At 69.7% G+C, this 17,017-nt stretch carries 18 protein-coding genes; 13 read left to right on the forward strand and 5 right to left on the reverse strand.

Going from position 1 to position 17,017, the window contains the following annotated elements:
* Nucleotides 1-139 precede the first annotated feature (139 nt).
* The gene (locus tag LDQ05_RS08110) at nucleotides 140-712 is read left to right on the forward strand and encodes a hypothetical protein (protein WP_226436391.1); all 573 of its coding nucleotides are present in this window, start codon (nucleotides 140-142) and stop codon (nucleotides 710-712) included.
* Nucleotides 713-758: 46 nt separating this feature from the next.
* On the opposite strand, the gene LDQ05_RS08115 is transcribed toward LDQ05_RS08110, so the two are convergent.
* On the reverse strand, nucleotides 759-1,934 hold the full coding sequence (locus LDQ05_RS08115) for a globin domain-containing protein (RefSeq protein WP_226436392.1): 1,176 nt from the start codon (nucleotides 1,932-1,934) through the stop codon (nucleotides 759-761).
* Between the two features lie 308 nt (nucleotides 1,935-2,242).
* Between LDQ05_RS08115 and clpB the strand changes: the two genes are divergently transcribed.
* The 8 genes from clpB to LDQ05_RS08155 all read left to right on the forward strand — a co-directional run bounded on the left by clpB (nucleotide 2,243) and on the right by LDQ05_RS08155 (nucleotide 10,760).
* Nucleotides 2,243-4,798 (forward strand): ATP-dependent chaperone ClpB, encoded by a 2,556-nt coding sequence (gene clpB, locus LDQ05_RS08120; protein ID WP_226436393.1) that lies wholly within the window; start codon nucleotides 2,243-2,245, stop codon nucleotides 4,796-4,798.
* 64 nt (nucleotides 4,799-4,862) lie between these two features.
* On the forward strand, nucleotides 4,863-5,729 hold the full coding sequence (locus tag LDQ05_RS08125; protein ID WP_226436394.1) for a DUF5666 domain-containing protein: 867 nt from the start codon (nucleotides 4,863-4,865) through the stop codon (nucleotides 5,727-5,729).
* A 19-nt stretch (nucleotides 5,730-5,748) separates the two neighbouring features.
* Complete coding sequence (locus LDQ05_RS08130; RefSeq protein ID WP_226436436.1) at nucleotides 5,749-6,408, forward strand: TtfA family protein; 660 nt, start codon at nucleotides 5,749-5,751, stop codon at nucleotides 6,406-6,408.
* Nucleotides 6,409-6,507: 99 nt separating this feature from the next.
* On the forward strand, nucleotides 6,508-7,128 hold the full coding sequence (locus LDQ05_RS08135) for a LemA family protein (protein ID WP_226436395.1): 621 nt from the start codon (nucleotides 6,508-6,510) through the stop codon (nucleotides 7,126-7,128).
* A gap of 97 nt (nucleotides 7,129-7,225) precedes the next feature.
* Complete coding sequence (gene pyrE / locus LDQ05_RS08140; protein WP_226436396.1) at nucleotides 7,226-7,765, forward strand: orotate phosphoribosyltransferase; 540 nt, start codon at nucleotides 7,226-7,228, stop codon at nucleotides 7,763-7,765.
* Nucleotides 7,766-7,782: 17 nt separating this feature from the next.
* Nucleotides 7,783-8,889, forward strand: coding sequence for a galactose-1-phosphate uridylyltransferase (gene galT / locus LDQ05_RS08145; protein ID WP_226436437.1), 1,107 nt, complete (start codon nucleotides 7,783-7,785; stop codon nucleotides 8,887-8,889).
* Nucleotides 8,876-9,991 carry a galactokinase gene (gene galK / locus LDQ05_RS08150; protein ID WP_226436397.1) on the forward strand — a complete coding sequence of 372 codons (1,116 nt, stop codon included), beginning with the start codon at nucleotides 8,876-8,878 and terminating at the stop codon, nucleotides 9,989-9,991. The genes galT and galK overlap by 14 nt, the downstream gene beginning before the upstream one ends.
* Before the next feature lie 49 nt (nucleotides 9,992-10,040).
* Nucleotides 10,041-10,760 carry a lysoplasmalogenase family protein gene (locus tag LDQ05_RS08155; RefSeq protein ID WP_226436398.1) on the forward strand — a complete coding sequence of 240 codons (720 nt, stop codon included), beginning with the start codon at nucleotides 10,041-10,043 and terminating at the stop codon, nucleotides 10,758-10,760.
* 18 nt (nucleotides 10,761-10,778) lie between these two features.
* Here LDQ05_RS08155 and LDQ05_RS08160 read toward each other — a convergent pair whose 3' ends face one another.
* A complete protein-coding gene (locus LDQ05_RS08160) occupies nucleotides 10,779-11,237 on the reverse strand; it encodes a hypothetical protein (RefSeq protein ID WP_226436399.1) in 459 nt (152 codons plus the stop codon).
* 129 nt (nucleotides 11,238-11,366) lie between these two features.
* Here LDQ05_RS08160 and LDQ05_RS08165 point away from each other — a divergent pair, with 129 nt between their 5' ends.
* The 3 genes from LDQ05_RS08165 to LDQ05_RS08175 all read left to right on the forward strand — a co-directional run bounded on the left by LDQ05_RS08165 (nucleotide 11,367) and on the right by LDQ05_RS08175 (nucleotide 13,915).
* A complete protein-coding gene (locus tag LDQ05_RS08165; RefSeq protein ID WP_372461060.1) occupies nucleotides 11,367-11,972 on the forward strand; it encodes a hypothetical protein in 606 nt (201 codons plus the stop codon).
* Nucleotides 11,973-11,974: 2 nt separating this feature from the next.
* On the forward strand, nucleotides 11,975-12,688 hold the full coding sequence (locus LDQ05_RS08170) for a TrmH family RNA methyltransferase (protein WP_226436400.1): 714 nt from the start codon (nucleotides 11,975-11,977) through the stop codon (nucleotides 12,686-12,688).
* A gap of 93 nt (nucleotides 12,689-12,781) precedes the next feature.
* Nucleotides 12,782-13,915, forward strand: a complete 1,134-nt coding sequence (locus LDQ05_RS08175; protein WP_226436401.1) for a glycoside hydrolase family 76 protein — start codon at nucleotides 12,782-12,784, stop codon at nucleotides 13,913-13,915.
* A 13-nt stretch (nucleotides 13,916-13,928) separates the two neighbouring features.
* Here the strand turns inward: LDQ05_RS08175 and LDQ05_RS08180 are convergent, their stop codons facing one another.
* Nucleotides 13,929-14,690, reverse strand: a complete 762-nt coding sequence (locus LDQ05_RS08180; protein ID WP_264184625.1) for a DedA family protein — start codon at nucleotides 14,688-14,690, stop codon at nucleotides 13,929-13,931.
* Between the two features lie 216 nt (nucleotides 14,691-14,906).
* On the opposite strand from LDQ05_RS08180, the gene fbaA reads away from it, so the two are divergent.
* Nucleotides 14,907-15,959 carry a class II fructose-bisphosphate aldolase gene (gene fbaA / locus LDQ05_RS08185; RefSeq protein ID WP_226436403.1) on the forward strand — a complete coding sequence of 351 codons (1,053 nt, stop codon included), beginning with the start codon at nucleotides 14,907-14,909 and terminating at the stop codon, nucleotides 15,957-15,959.
* Here fbaA and LDQ05_RS19715 read toward each other — a convergent pair.
* The gene (locus LDQ05_RS19715) at nucleotides 15,956-16,081 is read right to left on the reverse strand and encodes a hypothetical protein (RefSeq protein ID WP_264184619.1); all 126 of its coding nucleotides are present in this window, start codon (nucleotides 16,079-16,081) and stop codon (nucleotides 15,956-15,958) included. The genes fbaA and LDQ05_RS19715 overlap by 4 nt on opposite strands.
* Nucleotides 16,078-16,998 carry a LysR family transcriptional regulator gene (locus LDQ05_RS08190; RefSeq protein WP_226436404.1) on the reverse strand — a complete coding sequence of 307 codons (921 nt, stop codon included), beginning with the start codon at nucleotides 16,996-16,998 and terminating at the stop codon, nucleotides 16,078-16,080. Before LDQ05_RS08190 ends, LDQ05_RS19715 begins: the two co-directional genes overlap by 4 nt.
* Nucleotides 16,999-17,017 lie beyond the last annotated feature (19 nt).

A 17,017-nucleotide genomic window follows, 5' to 3' on the forward strand; every position in this document is an offset into this window, starting at 1 on the left:
GCTCGATCGAGTCGAGCCAGCGATACATTCGCTCCGACGCGGGGGTGCGGCGGGGGGTGACGCGGGGGGCGGCGGGGGTGTGTCCCACCCCGTCGGGGTGTTTCACCGCGGGTGCCGGAGGGCTGACATACTGCCTCGCATGGCGAACGGGGAGCCCGGACGGGTCGAGGTGCGAGTAGCGGTGGAAAGTACCGGCGACGCCGGGGCCGGACCGGACGGACGTCGTGCTGCGGCGCTGCGCACCGTCGATCCCGTACCCCGGGTCTGCTCCCGCCACGGCGAACCCGAAGCCGAACGGGTGCGGGTGACGATCTCGTCCGACAGTGCGCCCGCGGAGTCGGGTACGAGCCGGATCGGGTCGGCTCTGACGTCGGTGTACACGGTGCAGGTCGCCGCGGTGGACTGGCCGGTGTGCAGGCGGTGCGTGGCCACCCGGATCCGCTGGCAGATCGCGGCTGCGGTCACCTGCACCGTCTTCGCTCTGATCTTCCTCGCGTTGGTGTTCGCGGTGATCCAGGGCGCGACCAAGACCTACGGCATCGCGATGCTGGTGGTGTTCGCGTTGTCCTTCGTCCCGATGTACGTGGCGCTGCGCATGATCGAGCACCGGCGCACCGCCATCGGGGTCGGGTTGGCCGACGACGGATCGGCGCTCGTCGTCGCGGACGCGCACCCGGCCTTCGCGGAGGCCGTCGCCGCGGGCCGTTCCTGAACACCGATGTTCGGTCCGGGGCGCCGGTGCTGCGGGCGCCGCCGCCTCACAGCGGGTCGAAGCTGATGTTCTGGCGCGGGGTACCCGCCGCGGACAACGCGTACAGCGTCGTGCGGATCATCGTCGGGGAGCCCGCGATCTGGATCTGGTGAGCCGACCAGGCCGCGTGCTGTTCCACACCGTGCCGGGCGACGACCTTGCTGAGCTTGCCCTGCACCGGGCGGGCCAGGCCGGGGGGACCTTCCCGAACGGGAACCGGATGCCACCACGGGTTCTCGGTCTCCTCGACGACCGGCACGACCGTCAGCCACGGGTTGGTCATGGCGAGTTGCCACAGCGTCTCGAGGTCGTACAGGTCGCACGGATACTTGCCGCCGTAGTACACGTGGACGCGAGGATTGTCGCCGCGCATCGCCATCTCCATCAGCTGGGCGCGCAGCGGTGCCAGACCGGTACCCGATCCGATCATCAGCACGTCCCGCCCGGAGTCGCGGTCCACGTGCAGGCCACCGAGCGGTGGGCCGATCGTCCAGCGGTCGCCGACGGACACCTCGGAGATGAGCGCGCCGCTGACCCAGCCCGTGGACACCCGGCGGACGTGGAATTCCATCTGGCCGAGCGGGTTCGGGGGGATGGCGGCCGACAGGTAGCGCCACATGTTGGGGCGCTGCGGAATCTGCACGCTCATGTACTGGCCCGCGTGGTAGGGGATGGGGGTGTCGGACTCGAGTCGGACGATCGCCAGATCGGGCAGGATCCGCTCGTGCTGGACGACGGTCGCGCCCCACACCGCCGGCAGATCGTCCTCCTCGGTCGCGACGGCCATCGTCTCGACGAGGTGGCCGATCACCTCCCGCCACGTGCGTTCGAGGGCTGCCGTCCACAGGATCAGGGGAGTGCACTCGCGGACGGCGACGAGCAGCGCGTGACCGGCGGCGCGGAAATGATCGGGGTGCACCCCGTACTTGCGGTGGTCGCGTGCGAGTTGCGCGAGGAAGGCGTCGAGCGCGTCCATGTCGGAGAGCTTCTCGACGGCCCACGCGACGGCGGTCGCGAAGCGGCGGCGCATCGTCTCCATGCCCGCGGGGAACATCGCGCGGAGGCCGTCGTTCTCGCTCCACAGGCAGTTGAAGAAGGCGGTCGCGAACCGTTCGGGGCCGGTCGGTGTGGCGACGATCGAGGCGAAACTCAGCTGAACTCGGGCGATGGCGAACGCCTCCACGCCACCCTCCCACGTACTGCGCTGACTGGCCGTGCGGACACAGTGTTGCCGAGCGGCCTCCTCGGACGCCGCCACTGTAGTCGTTTCCGCACCGCTCGGCCACAAACCTTGTGCGTAGGCACCCTCCCGGGCGAACGTGATACGCATCACCCACATCGCCGAACTTGAGTGGAACAAACTCAACTTTGGGGTCGTTGATTCGATCGACAGCCCGCGGACCCCGTCCGTGGGCGCATCATCGATGAAGAGACGACACGGATGTACCCGGAATTGACACGGGTGCACTCGAGAACGGAAGGAGCCCGTACGTGGACTCGTTCAACCCGACGACGAAAACACAGGCTGCGCTGACCGCTGCGCTCCAGTCGGCGTCCGCTGCGGGTAACCCGGACATCCGTCCGGCGCACCTGCTCGTGGCGTTGCTCGACCAGACCGACGGCATCGCGGGGCCGCTGCTGAAGGCGATCGGCGTCGACGCCGCGCAGGTGCGCCGCGCCGCGCAGGACCTCGTCGACGCACTGCCCACCGCCACCGGCGCGACCACGACCCCGCAGCTCGGTCGCGAGGCCATCGCCGCGCTGTCCGCCGCCCAGAAACTCGCCACCGAACTGACCGACGAATTCGTCTCCACCGAGCACGTCCTCGTGGGACTCGCGGGCGGAGACAGTGATGTCGCGAAGCTGCTCGCCGGGCACGGCGCCACACCCGCGGCGCTGCGCGAGGCGTTCACCGCCGTCCGCGGCACCGGGCGGGTCACCAGCGCCGATCCGGAAGGCACGTTCCAGGCGCTCGAGAAGTATTCGACCGACCTCACCGCCCGAGCCCGCGACGGCGAACTCGACCCGGTCATCGGCCGCGACAACGAGATCCGCCGCGTCGTGCAGGTGCTCTCGCGGCGTACCAAGAACAACCCGGTGCTGATCGGTGAGCCGGGTGTCGGCAAGACCGCGATCGTCGAGGGGCTCGCCCAGCGCGTCGTCGCCGGTGACGTCCCCGAATCGCTGCGCGGCAAGACCGTCATCTCCCTCGATCTCGGGTCGATGGTCGCCGGTGCCAAGTACCGCGGTGAGTTCGAGGAACGCCTCAAGGCCGTCCTCGACGAGATCAAGGCCTCCGCGGGGCAGATCATCACGTTCATCGACGAGCTGCACACGATCGTCGGTGCCGGAGCGACCGGTGAGTCGGCGATGGATGCCGGGAACATGATCAAGCCGATGCTCGCCCGCGGTGAGCTGCGGCTCGTCGGTGCCACCACCCTCGAGGAGTACCGCAAGTACATCGAGAAGGACGCCGCCCTCGAACGCCGGTTCCAGCAGGTGCTCGTCGGTGAACCGAGCGTGGAGGACACCATCGGTATCCTGCGCGGGCTCAAGGAGCGCTACGAGGTGCACCACGGTGTGCGGATCACCGACTCCGCGTTGGTGTCGGCCGCAACGCTGTCCGACCGGTACATCACCTCGCGGTTCCTGCCCGACAAGGCCATCGACCTCGTCGACGAGGCCGCGTCGCGACTCCGCATGGAGATCGACTCCCGCCCCGAGGAGATCGACACCGTCGAACGCGTCGTCCGTCGCCTCGAGATCGAGGAGATGGCCCTGCAGAAGGAGACCGACGAGGCGTCGAAGGATCGGCTCGACAAACTGCGCGCCGAACTCGCCGACGAACGCGAGAAGCTGAACCAGCTCACCACCCGGTGGCAGAACGAGAAGACCGCGATCGACTCGGTCCGCGAGGTCAAGGAGCAACTCGAAGCGTTGCGCGGCGAGGAGGAACGTGCCGAACGCGACGGTGACCTCGGCAAGGCCGCGGAACTGCGCTACGGACGCATCCCCGAACTGGAGAAGAAGCTCGAGGCCGCTGCCGCTGCCTCCGGCGGCTCCACCGGCGACGACGTGATGCTCAAGGAGGAAGTGGGGCCCGACGACGTCGCCGACGTGGTCGCCGCGTGGACCGGTATTCCCGCCGGCCGGATGCTCGAGGGCGAGACCGCCAAGCTGCTGCGCATGGAGGACGAACTCGGCAAGCGGGTCGTCGGTCAGGCCGACGCCGTGCAGGCCGTGTCCGACGCGGTGCGACGCGCGCGGGCGGGCGTCGCCGATCCGAACCGGCCCACCGGATCGTTCCTGTTCCTCGGCCCGACCGGGGTCGGTAAGACCGAGCTCGCCAAGGCACTCGCCGACTTCCTGTTCGACGACGAACGCGCCATGGTGCGGATCGACATGTCGGAATACAGCGAGAAACACAGTGTCGCCCGGCTGGTCGGTGCCCCTCCCGGCTACGTGGGTTACGAGTCCGGTGGCCAGCTCACCGAGGCCGTACGTCGCCGGCCGTACTCGGTGGTGCTGTTCGACGAGGTCGAGAAGGCGCACCCGGACGTCTTCGACGCGCTGCTGCAGGTGCTCGACGACGGTCGGCTCACCGACGGGCAGGGTCGCACGGTGGACTTCCGCAACACCATCTTGATCCTCACCTCCAATCTCGGTGCAGGTGGGGACAGGGACCAGGTGATGGCCGCGGTGCGGATGGCGTTCAAGCCGGAGTTCATCAACCGGCTCGACGACGTCGTGATCTTCGATCCGCTGTCGGAGGAACAACTCGAGCAGATCGTCGACATCCAGCTCGGTCAGCTGTCCGAGCGGCTCGCCGCACGCCGGCTCACGCTCGACGTCGACGGATCGGCCCGCATGTGGCTGGCCGTGCGCGGATACGACCCGCAGTACGGTGCTCGCCCGCTGCGCCGGCTCATCCAGCAGGCGATCGGCGACCAGCTCGCCAAGAAGCTGCTGGCCGGTGAGATCCGCGACGGCGACACCGTTTCCGTCGGGGTCGGTGACGACGCCGATCACCTGGTCATCGGTGCCTGACACCCGTGCGCACTTCTGGTAGCGCCGGCTACCAGAAGTGCGCACGGCTACCCTGGGGAGGGTCATGACGAATCCGGAGGACCCGCGCACGCCGCAGGAGCGCGCCTACTCGCTCGACGAGCCGGGCGACGACGACGCGCGCGTGCTGTACACCGACGACCCGACCGAGGCGTACGGGCGGCCGGCCGCCAACCCGACACTGGTGTATCCGCAGTACGATCCGCGGTTCGACCCGTCGGCACCGCCGCCCGGCGACACCCGTCCACTCGGTGACCCCTACGCGCCGACACCGCATCATCCGCAGTACGCACCGACACAACAGTTCGGAACTCCCGGGCCGTACCAGCAACAACCGCAGTACGCACCCCAGCAGTACGGGCCTCCCGGTGCCCCTCCCGCGGGGCCGGGGCAGGGCGACGGGCCCGGTGGTTCCCGCGGCCCGCGCTGGGGGCTGCTCGCGCTCTTGGCCGCCGGCATCGTCGCGTTCGGCGCGGTCGTCGGCCTGCTGCTCGGCACCGTCGGCAGCGGCGACGACGCGACCGTGGCGGCACCGACCACCACGACCGCGGCCCCCGCACCCACCACCACGCGACCACCGGCGACGACACAACCGTCGCTGCCGACCATGCCGCTCGACCCGCTACCCGGCCGGGTCGCGGAGGAGCTCGCCGCGTCCGGCATGGTGGTCGGCACCGTCACCGCGAACGACGGCACCAGCATCACCGTCAGCGCGATCGGTGGTTCGCTCGTGACCGTGCAGATCACCGAAGCCACCCGCATCATGACCCGGAACGACGACGTGTCGGACATCGAGGCGGGGGCGACGGCGGTCGTCTACGGCTCCCCGGTCGAGAACGGCCGCATGACCGCCGACAGGATCGTCAGCGCGTCGCTGCCGTCATTCGGCGGTCCCGGCACCGGTCCACGCTAGGCTGGCAGGGATGACGTTCATGTGGTTCGGTCTGGCTGTGATCGCGGCGCTCGGCGCCGTGGTCCTGCTGTACATCGACCGTACGCGGCGCGAGCAGTCCGGCCGGGTACGCGAGATCTGGGCGCGAGCGCAGGGATACAAGTACACCTCCGTCGACGACCGGTTGCCGTCCACGTGGCATCGGGCGGCTCTCGCGAAGCAGGAGTATCTGGGCGCCATCGACGTGGTCCGTGGCATCCGGCGTGGCGAGGACTTCACCTTGTTCGACATCGAGGAGACCGCGACGATCGTCGCGGTGCGCCGCAAGGTGGGCTCGGATGTCGACGTCGACCTGCGTTTGAAGTCGACGCCGCCGCCGAAGGACGCCGACATGAACCTGCTCGGTTCCATCGGGCCACGGATCGTGTTCGCGACCGACCTCGAGATCGCCCGCCGGGTGTGTGATCAGCGGATGGTCGCGTTCACCGAGGCGATTCCCGATCACATACAGATGCTGTGGAGTGAGGGTCCGTGGACCCTCGGGTCGATGCCCGTCGGATGCAACGGACGCGAATGGGACGCGGCGATCGAGACGGTCGCGCGCCTGTCCGGGATCCTGCACGTCCTGCCTCCCGTCGTCGACCCCGTCGACGCCGTGCGGGAGGCCCACGATCCGGGGCGTCCCTCCGCGCACCGCTGACCGCCCGACCGCAGCGGCAGGTCACGGTACGGACACGCCGTTCCGGACACGCCGGAGGCTTCGTCGGTGCTCTTCGTCCCGGTCGGTACATTTCTCGCCGTGACCTCTGTGGCTGTGGTGATGGTTGTGGCAGTGGTGGTCGTCGCGTTGCTGTGGATGCGCGCGGGTATGCGCCGCCTGCAGACACTGCGCGCCCGCCGACGCGACAGCCTGCGCCTGCTGTTCGACGAACTCGACGATCGCTACGACCTCGTACCCGCCCTCATCGCGGCCTCGGCGGGTGCCGGTGTGGAACGCAGCCGGATCAGCCCCGTCATCGGTGCCCGGTCACTGGCCATCGAGATGCGCGACCAGCGGCTCGGGCTCGCCGAGCGAGCCGCCGGGGAGAACACGCTGTCGGCGGCACTGCACGAACTCATCGGGGTGCTCGACGGCGTCAACCATTGGCCGTTCATCCGGGTCGCGCGGGAACTGCAGAACCGCGAGCAGCGGATCGCCGGTGCCGTCCGCGTCCACAACGATCTCGCCGCCGACATCAACGCGGCGGTGACCCGATTCCCCACGTCACTGTTCGCGAAGCTCGCCGGCGTCTCGCCGGTCGCGTTGTTCGAGGTCACCATGCCGACGACGGAGCAGGAGCAGTCCGCCGCTGTCGTCGCCGCCGCCGAGCGCGACGGGACGGCCCCCGACGACGAGGGCTCGGGGACGGCCGCGGCCTGATCCCGCACCGCACCCGGGAGCCGCACCCGAAACGGCTAGGCTTCACGTCGCCGGTGTGCGACCGGCAGTGAACGGACCCCGACGGTGAGGAAGAGCGATGAGCGAGCGTGACGAACTGGCAGCACTGGTACGGGAGCTGGCAGTGGTGCACGGGAAGGTGACGTTGTCGTCGGGCAAGGAAGCCGACTACTACGTCGACCTGCGTCGCGCGACGCTGCACCACCGGGCCGGTCCGCTCATCGGGTCGTTGCTGCGCGACCTCGTCGCCGACTGGGAGTTCGATGCCGTCGGTGGTCTCACGATGGGTGCAGACCCCGTTGCTCTCGCCGTCATGCACGCCGCCGGCCGCCCGATCGACGCGTTCGTCGTCCGCAAGGCCGCCAAGGCGCACGGCATGCAGCGACAGATCGAGGGCCCCGACGTCGTGGGCAAACGGGTCCTCGTCGTCGAGGACACCACCACCACCGGGAATTCACCGCTGACCGCGGTGAGGGCGCTGCGGGACGCCGGTGCGACCGTCGTGGGTGTCGCGACCGTCGTCGACCGCGCGACCGGCGCCGACGAGGTCATCGCCGCCGAGGGCGTCGAGTACCGGTCGTTGCTCGGTCTCGCCGACCTGGGTCTCGACAACTCCTGACGGTCGTGATCTCCCGGGTGCGGCAGACGGCGACACGGCTCGCGGACGGTCGTGACCTGATCTACTTCGACGACGCGACCACGGCGCCTCGAACCGCGGTCGACCACCGGGATCTGCCGGTGGCGGCGGTGCGCTCGCATCTGCGGTGTGATCCGCTCACCGGGGAGTGGGTGACGTTCGCGGCGCACCGCATGGACCGCACCTTCCTGCCGGCCGCCGACGACTGTCCGTTGTGCCCGACGCGGCCGGGTCACGGGACGGAGATACCCGACTCCGACTACGACGTGGTCGTGTTCGAGAACCGGTTCGCCGCACTCGGCTCCCGGGACACGGACACGACACCGGTCGACGACGAACGGCTGTGGCCGAGGAGACCGGCCGGCGGACGCTGCGAGGTGGTGGCGTTCACCGCCGACCACGACGCCCGCTACGCCGATCTGCCGCACGAGCGGGCCCGTACCGTCGTCGACGCGTTGGCCGCGCGCACCGCAGCGTTGTCGCGCTCACCCGGCGTGCAGCAGGTGTTCTGCTTCGAGAACCGCGGCATCGAGATCGGGGTGACCCTGCAGCATCCGCACGGCCAGATCTACGCCTACCCGTTCGTGCCACCGCGCACCCGGACGCTGATCGACCGCTCGCGCGATCACCGCATCCGGACGGGCCGATCACTGCAACGCGACGTTCTCGATGCGGAGACCCGCGCAGGCACCCGGATCGTGTGGTCGGGGAGGTACTGGAGCGCGTACGTGCCCGCCGCGGCCCGCTGGCCCGTCGAGGTGCATCTGGCTCCCCACCGTGACGTGCCGGATCTCGCGGCGTTGGGCGACGACGAACGCGACGAGTTGGTCGACGCCCAACGCGACCTGCTCACCCGCCTCGACCGGTACTTCGATCCGGCGGCCGACCCGTCGCCGGTGCCGTACATCGCGGCATGGCATCAGGCGCCGGTGGGGGAGGGACGCGAGTTCGGCCGACTGTTCTGGCAGTTGTTCTCGCTGCGCCGCGCACCCGGAAAACTCAAGTATCTGGCCGGGTCCGAATCGGCGATGGGGGCGTGGATCGGCGACACCGTCCCCGAACGGATCGCGGGCAGGCTGCGTGAGGTCGCGCGTGACGGTCTGTGAGCGCGCTGCGCGGGTGTTCGCGGAGGTCTTCGGGATCGATCCCGACGGGGTGTGGTGCGCTCCCGGACGCGTGAACCTCATCGGTGAGCACGTCGACTACGCGGGCGGACTGTGCCTGCCGATGGCGTTGCCGCACGTGACCGCCGTGGCGGTGCGCACGCGCAGCGACGGCCGGTTGCGTCTGCACAGCGACGGGTTCGACCCGGTGGACGCGGACCTCTTCGGCGACCGGGTGGACGGCTGGGGCGGGTACGTCGCCGGTGTCGCGTGGGCGCTCGACGTCCCGGGTTTCACGGGCGCGGACATCGCGGTGGTCTCCGATGTGCCGGTGGGGGCCGGGCTGTCGTCGTCCGCGGCGCTCGAGGCGGCGACGGCACTGGCGTTCGCGTCGCTGTACATGCTGCCCAGCGACGAGGCGGGCCGCGACGCCCTCGCGCGGGCCTGCGTGCGCGCCGAGAACGAGTACGTCGGCGCACCCACCGGAGGCATGGATCAGCAGATCGCGTTGCGTGCCCGGGCGGGGCACGCGATGCTGCTGGACTGTGCGGACGGGCGTGCCGAGCACATCCCGTTCGACGCGCAGACACACGGGGTGACGGTGCTGGTGATCGACACCGGGACGGGCCACCGGCTCGTCGACGGCCGGTACGGCGATCGGCGCGCCGAGGTGGACGCCGCCGCGCGACGGGCCGGCCCGCTGCGGGATCTGTCTTCCCCACCGGCCCTCGACGACACCGTTCTCCGGCGCCGGGCCCGGCACGTCGTCACGGAGATCGCGCGGGTCCGTGACGCGGTGGCGGTACTGCGGGCGGGCGCGGTGCGGGATCTCGGGCCGATCCTCGATGCGTCGCACCGGTCGTTGCGCGACGATTTCGAGGTCAGCTGCCCGGAACTCGATGTGGCCGCCGATGCGGCGCGTGCGGCGGGCGCGTTCGGTGCCCGCATGGTCGGCGGTGGTTTCGGCGGGTCGGTGCTCGCACTGTGCGACACGGGTGACGTGCCGCGGATCGAGGAGGCGGCGCGCACCGCCGCCGCGGGTCGGGGTTTCCCGCGACCGTCCTTCCTCGAGGCCGTTCCGTCGTCCGGGGCGCGCCGCTGTTGACCGGCTGCGACGGGTACCGTCGCCGGCCGCGACGGGTACTGTCCGGACCATGGGATGGTTCACGGGACGCCGGTGGGGCGCAGAACATGCGGTGTTCGCGGCGGCGAGCGCAGCCACGGTGGTCGGGGGTGTCCTCGGCAACGAGAAACTGCAGAAGGTCGCCAAGCCGCTGATCATGCCGGCGCTCGCCGTGCGGGTGCTGCGCCGCTCCGGCGACACCGACCGGGTGGACACCGCGTTGCTGCTCACCGGAACGGCCGCTGCGACCGCCGGTGACGTGTTCATGATCGACCCGGACGACGACGCCCGCATCCTGCGCGGCGCCGGTTCGTTCGCGGTGATGCAGACCGTGTACTCGATCCTGCTCGCGCGGCACGGTGCGCGGCCCACCCGGCCCGCGGTGCTGCAGCGGATACCGGCGGTGCTCGGCGCCGCCGGTCTGCTGGGGGCGACGAGCCGCCCCGTGGCGGTGCCGCTCACGGCGTACGGGAGTCTGCTCGCGACCACCGCCACGTTGGCTGCCGATCCGTCCCTCGTGCCCGATGCCCGGACGGTGGCGGGCACGGTCGTTCCCGGCGCCGACCGCCGCAGCTGGCTCGCCGTCGGCGGGTTGGTGTTCACCGCATCGGACGGGACGATCGTGCTGCGCCGCGCGCTGCTGACGAATCCGCGGGCCCGGGCGGCCGCGGAAGGGTTCGTGCTCGCCACGTATGCGCTGGCGCAGTTGCTGCTCGTCGAGGGGATGCTCGCACTGGTGCGGCGGAAGTGAGCGTGCCGGCCGCGACGGTCAGGGCATCAGCATGATGTGGCTGCGGTCCTCGGGGTCGACGAACACGGTCAGGATCTCCCCGGGGGCGAACCGCGGGAGGTCGCTGCGCCGCACCTCGTAGACGACGCGGCCGCTGTAGGACTCGGATCCGGGCACCGTCAGATCGAGTTCGAGCGCGGTGATCTGCGCGTCGCCGGTGGGTTTGCCGAGCGGTGTGGCGGCGCGGATCGTCGCCCAGCCTTCGAGCCCGTCCCGTTCGATGCGGCGTTCGATGCGCCGTTCGGCGCGCGGGCTCCGACCCGCGACGATCATCGCGATCCCGAGGACCGACCCGTACAGGCACACCAGGAACATCACCTGGAATCCTTCTGTGCCCGGGGGTGATCCGGGAAGGAACAGGTTGATCCACAGAGACAACACAATGAGGTGGCCGACGGTGACGAACGCGACCGCCGCCACGATGCGCCTGTACTTCATCGCTCCTCCGTTCCCAGGTTAACCCGTTCCCTCCCACGCGTACCCCGGTCGATAGAGTGGCCGACCGGACGGATCGTACGGTCGGGTGACGATGCGGCCGGCAGCGGAGGGAGCGGTGTGCGGGTTCGGGTGGTGACGACGGTGACGGCGTCGGCGGTTCTGCTGCTGACCGGGTGCGGGGGATCCGCCGACGGATCCGCGGCGTCGCCCACGGTCGAGGCGCAGCCCACCGCGACCACCACCGCGACCAGCACGGCGGTCACCACCACCGAGGTGCCGGCGCCTGCCGTGCCGGAGACGACGACGGACACCGCCGCGTCCACCACGGAGCCGGTACCGGCCCCGACCTCGCTCGTCGACGTGCAGTTCGAGCAGAACGAGTCGTACTACTTCACGAGTCCCGACGGGCAGTTCACCTGCGGCATCGTGCAGTTGCCGGGACGCACCGAGGCGGGGTGCGAGGGGATCACCGATCCGGTGCCGCCGCAGCCCGACGACTGCATGGTGAACTGGGGCCACGGCATGCGGGTGGTCGACAGCGGAGAGGGCGAGTTCCTGTGTTCGGGAGGCCCCGTGTACCTGCCGGTCGAGGGGACGGCGTCGGTGCTGCCCGCCGGTGCGCCGCTGTCACAGCTCGGCTACACCTGCGTCACCACTGCCGTGGACGTCACGTGCGTCAACGACGGAACCCGGCACGGATTCACCATCGCGTCGTCGTCGAACGAGACGTTCTGATCGTGAACGACCGACCGGAGCACCCCGCCGTCCCGGAGCACCCCGCCGTCCCGGACGCCACCGACGCGCAGGGACCGACCGAGTGGGGCGAGCACCCGCACGGGCTCGGACCGTGGGTGGACGAGTACGGCACGGAGCCGCCCACCGACGCCCGCTACGACCCGGAACTGCTCGCCCACGGAGACCGCCGCAACGTCGTCGACGCCTACCGGTACTGGACACGGGATGCGATCGTCGCGGACATCGACGCGCGCCGTCATCCGCTGCACGTGGCCATCGAGAACTTCGGGCACGACGCGAACATCGGCACCGTGGTGCGTACCGCCAACGCGTTCGCGGCGGCGGCCGTGCACATCGTGGGCCGTCGACGTTGGAACCGGCGCGGCGCGATGGTCACCGATCGGTACCAGCATCTGATGCACCACACCGACGTCGACACGCTCATCGAGTGGGCGGCCGACCACGATCTGACCATCGTGGCCGTGGACAACACACCGGGCAGTGTTCCGCTCGAGACGGTGACGTTGCCGCGCAACTGTCTCCTGCTGTTCGGTCAGGAAGGGCCGGGAGTGACGGAACGGGCCCGGGAGATCGCGTCGATGACCGTGTCGATCGCGCAGTTCGGATCGACGCGGTCCATCAATGCCGGTGTCGCCGCGGGCATCGCCATGCACGCGTGGATCCGGCAGCACGCAGACCTGGGCGACGCCTGGTAGGGCACGATCCGGTAACGCCGGTCGTGCCGCGCGGGATGTAGAAGCGCGGACCATTCGCGTCCGCGCTGCTCGCGGGACAAGGATGATGTGGATATGCCGGAACTGTGGTCCGACCGGGCGGACGCGGCCGAAGCGGCGGTCACGTCCCGGCACGTACGTCGACTGTGGGGGCTACCCGGTACCGCGCTCGGTGTCGTCGGCTGGCCGGCCACCCGCCGCGAACGCGCCTTCGGCAGCTGGCACTACTGGTGGCAGGCCCATCTGATCGACCTCGCCGTCGATGCCGCTGTCCGCGTCCCCGACGCGGATCTTCCGGAGGGCGACGGTGGTCCCCGTGGTCGCCGTCGCGTGGTGCGCCTGACGCGCAGCCACCGCATCCGCAATCTCACGGGGTGGACGAACAACTACTTCGACGACATGGCGTGGCTCGGGCTCGCGCTCGAACGTGCCCAGCGGCATCTGTACGTCGATCATCGGGGTGCGGTCACCACCCTGGTCGACGAACTGTTCGACGCGTGGCAGCCGGAGCGCGGTGGCGGCATCCCCTGGCGGCGCGGCGACGACTTCTTCAACACGCCCGCCAACGGACCCGCGGCGTTGCTGCTCGCCCGTGCCGGCAGGCTGTGGCGCGCGCAGGAGATGGCGGACTGGATCCACGAGATGCTGCTCGACCCCGGCACGGGGCTGATCCTCGACGGAATCCGCGACGGCCGGATCGACCGTGCCGTCTACTCGTACTGCCAGGGCGTGGTGCTCGGGGTCGAGACGGAACTGGCGGTGCAACTCGACGATCCGCGGCATCGACTGCGGGTGCACGCCCTGGTCGACGCCGTCGATTCGGAACTGACCGATCGCAGCGTCGTCGTCGGCGGTGGGGGCGGCGACGGCGGACTGTTCAACGGGATCCTCGCCCGTTACCTGGCGATGGTCGCGACGACCCTGCCGGTGCACGACAGCGACGACGTGCGTGCCCGTGCCTCCGCGCGGCGGATCGTGCTCGCCTCCGCCGATGCGGCATGGGAGAACAGATTGCAGATCGAGGGACTGCCGCTGTTCGGGCGGGATTGGTCGCTGCCGGCGAAGCTGCCCGGTTCGTCGGGTACCGTCGCGCAGTTCACCGCGGGCAGTGTGCGACCCTCGTCGATCGCCGAACGCGACCTGTCGGTGCAGCTCGGGGGCTGGATGCTGATGGAGGCCGCGCACGCTGTGGCGTCCGCGGCCCCCTGAGGATGTTCGGCGTTCAGTCGCGGACGGTGGGCAGCGGCCGGGTCTCCGCGTTCGCGTCGTCGGTGGTCGCGGTGCCGGCATGGTCGGCACGGGGGTTCACGGTGTCGGGGTTCGCGGTGTCGGGGTTCGCGGTGTCGGTCCCGTCGCCGTCGCGGCGCGACGCGAGGAACCGCTTGACGACCTCGCTGATGATGGGCAGCACCGACACGAACACGATCAGCAGGAAGATGATGTCGACGTTGTCGGCGATGAACGTGATCTGCCCGAGCAGGTAGCCGAGCAGGGTCACACCCGCACCCCAGACGATGCCACCGATCACGTTGTAGGTGATGAACACGCGGTACGGCATCTTCGCGGCGCCCGCGACGAGCGGCGCGTAGGTGCGGACGATCGGCACGAACCGGGCGAAGAAGATCATCGCCGGGCCGTGCCGCAGGAAGAACGCGTGTGCTTCGTCGATGTACTTCTTCTTGAAGAGTCTCGCGTTGTCGTCCTTGAACAGTCTCGTGCCGCCCTTGGTGCCGATGAAGTAGCCCACCTGGTCGCCGAGGACCGCGGCGATGGGGATCGTCACCATCAGCACCCACAGGGGTGCGAACGGCTCGACCTCGGCCGACTTCGATGCAGCGATCAGGCCCGCGGTGAACAGCAGTGAGTCGCCGGGGAGCAGGGGGAACAGCAGACCGGACTCGACGAACACGACGACGAGCAACCCGACGAGCATCCAGGTCCCGAACGAGTTCAGCAGGTTGACCGGGTCGAGGAAGCCCGGCATCAGGGCCAGATCGGTCACGGATTCCGAGGCTTCGAGCAGATTCACGGACTCCAGCGTACCGGCGACGGAGAACACGGCCGTGCTCGAGTGTGCGCGAGTGGACCCGGTCCGGCTGTGTTCCGGGGCGATCGGTTGACATACTGCTGGGACAACCGCGGCACCCGCAGTACCCCCCCGCGGGCAAGCCGATCGACTCTCACCTGGAGGACAGCCGCTGTGCCTATCGCGACTCCCGAGGTCTACGCCGAGATGATCGCCCGCGCGAAGGAGCACTCTTTCGCATTCCCGGCCATCAACTGCACCTCGTCCGAAACCATCAATGCCGCCATCAAGGGCTTCGCGGACGCCGGCAGCGACGGCATCATCCAGTTCTCGACCGGCGGCGCCGAGTTCGGTTCCGGTCTCGGTGTCAAGGACATGGTGACCGGTGCCGTCGCGCTCGCCGAGTTCGCGCACGTGGTCGCCGAGAAGTACGACGTGACCATCGCGCTGCACACCGACCACTGTCCCAAGGACAAGCTGGACGGGTTCGTGCGGCCGCTCATCGCGATCTCCCAGGAGCGCGTCGACGCCGGCCGGAACCCGCTGTTCCAGTCGCACATGTGGGACGGCTCCGCCATCCCGATCGACGAGAACCTGGAGATCGCGCAGGAACTGCTCGCCGCTGCGGCAGCCGCGAAGATCATCCTCGAGATCGAGATCGGTGTGGTCGGCGGTGAGGAGGACGGTGTCGAGAACGCCATCAACGAGAAGCTCTACACCTCCGTCGAGGACTTCGAGAAGACCGTCGACGCGCTCGGTGCCGGCGACAAGGGGCAGTACCTGCTCGCCGCGACGTTCGGCAACGTGCACGGTGTGTACAAGCCCGGCAACGTCAAGCTGAAGCCGGCGGTGCTCGCCGAGGGGCAGGCCGCTGCGACCCGCAAACTCGGCCTGAAGGAAGGCTCGAAGCCCTTCGATCTGGTTTTCCACGGCGGATCCGGATCGTTGAAGTCCGAGATCGACGAGGCGTTGGGTTACGGCGTCGTGAAGATGAACGTCGACACCGACACCCAGTACGCGTTCACCCGTCCGGTCGCGGGACACATGTTCGGCAACTACGACGGCGTGTTGAAGATCGACGGCGAGGTCGGGAACAAGAAGGTCTACGACCCCCGCAGCTACCTGAAGAAGGCCGAGGCGTCGATGACCGAACGGGTCGTCGAGGCATGCAACGACCTCAGGTCCGCGGGCCGATCGGTGTCGGCCGGTCAGGTCGCCGCAGGCTAGATCTCCGCAGGCAGGATCTCCGCCGTCGCGGCAGGACGCGACGTCATCACACGGCCCGCGACGCCGCCGTTCACCGGCAGCGTCGCGGGCCGTGCGCGCGGCGCGGGTCTGCGGGTCGTCACCGGTCCGGCCGCGTGCCGACGCCGAGGATCTCCGCTGCCGCGGCGACGGCGTCGACGACGAACTGCAACGACACCCGGCCGGTGTTCGTCGTCCGGTAGGTGATCGACACCGTCCGGAAGAACGTGTCGTCGAGCGGGACGATGTCGATGTCGTCGGGCATCAGGCGCAGACCCAGATCCGAGACGAGCGTCACCCCCAGGCCGGCACCGACCATCGCCAGGGCCGTGGCCTGTTCACCGACCTCGTGCACGACGGTCGGTTCGAATCCCGCGGTCTGGCATGCGGTGCGGACGGCGCGTCCGAAATGGGACCGGCGTCCCGACAGGATCCACGGACGGCGTGCGAGATCGGCGAGCGCGGTGCTGTCACCGACCCCGGACCCGGGTGGAAGCGCGGCGTACATCCGCTCCAGCGCGATGATCCGGCGGGTCAGGTACGGGTCCGGGGGCATCGGGTGGTTCGAGTAGTCGATCACGAACGAGAAGTCGAGCGAGCCCTCACGCACCGCACCCGCGGTGTCCTCCGGTGCCAGTTCCCGGGTGAACACCTCGATGCCGGGGTGTTCACCCGCGAGCAGTTTCAGAGCCGTCGGCAGCAGGCCCGCCGCCACCGACGCCCACACCCCCGCGGACAGTTGCGCCGACACCCCGTTGCGGGCGGCCTCCACCGCGATCGCCGCCCGGTCCACCGCGGCGAGGATCTCCTCCGCGTGCCGGGCGAGCACCACACCCGCTTCGGTCAGCACGACGCGCCGCCCCTGCCGTTCGAACAGTCGGGTGCCCGCGTCACGTTCCAGCTGCGCGAGCTGCTGGGACACCGCCGACACCGTGTATCCGAGCGAGTGGGCGGTGGCCGTCACCGTGTCCCGCCGCACGAGTTCGCGCAGGAGCTTGAGGCGATGCAGCGACAACTCCATTTCTGCACCATAGGCCCAC

Origin of the sequence: Rhodococcus yananensis (genome assembly GCF_020515525.1) — a bacterium.
GTDB classification, from domain to species: Bacteria; Actinomycetota; Actinomycetes; order Mycobacteriales; family Mycobacteriaceae; genus Rhodococcus; species Rhodococcus yananensis.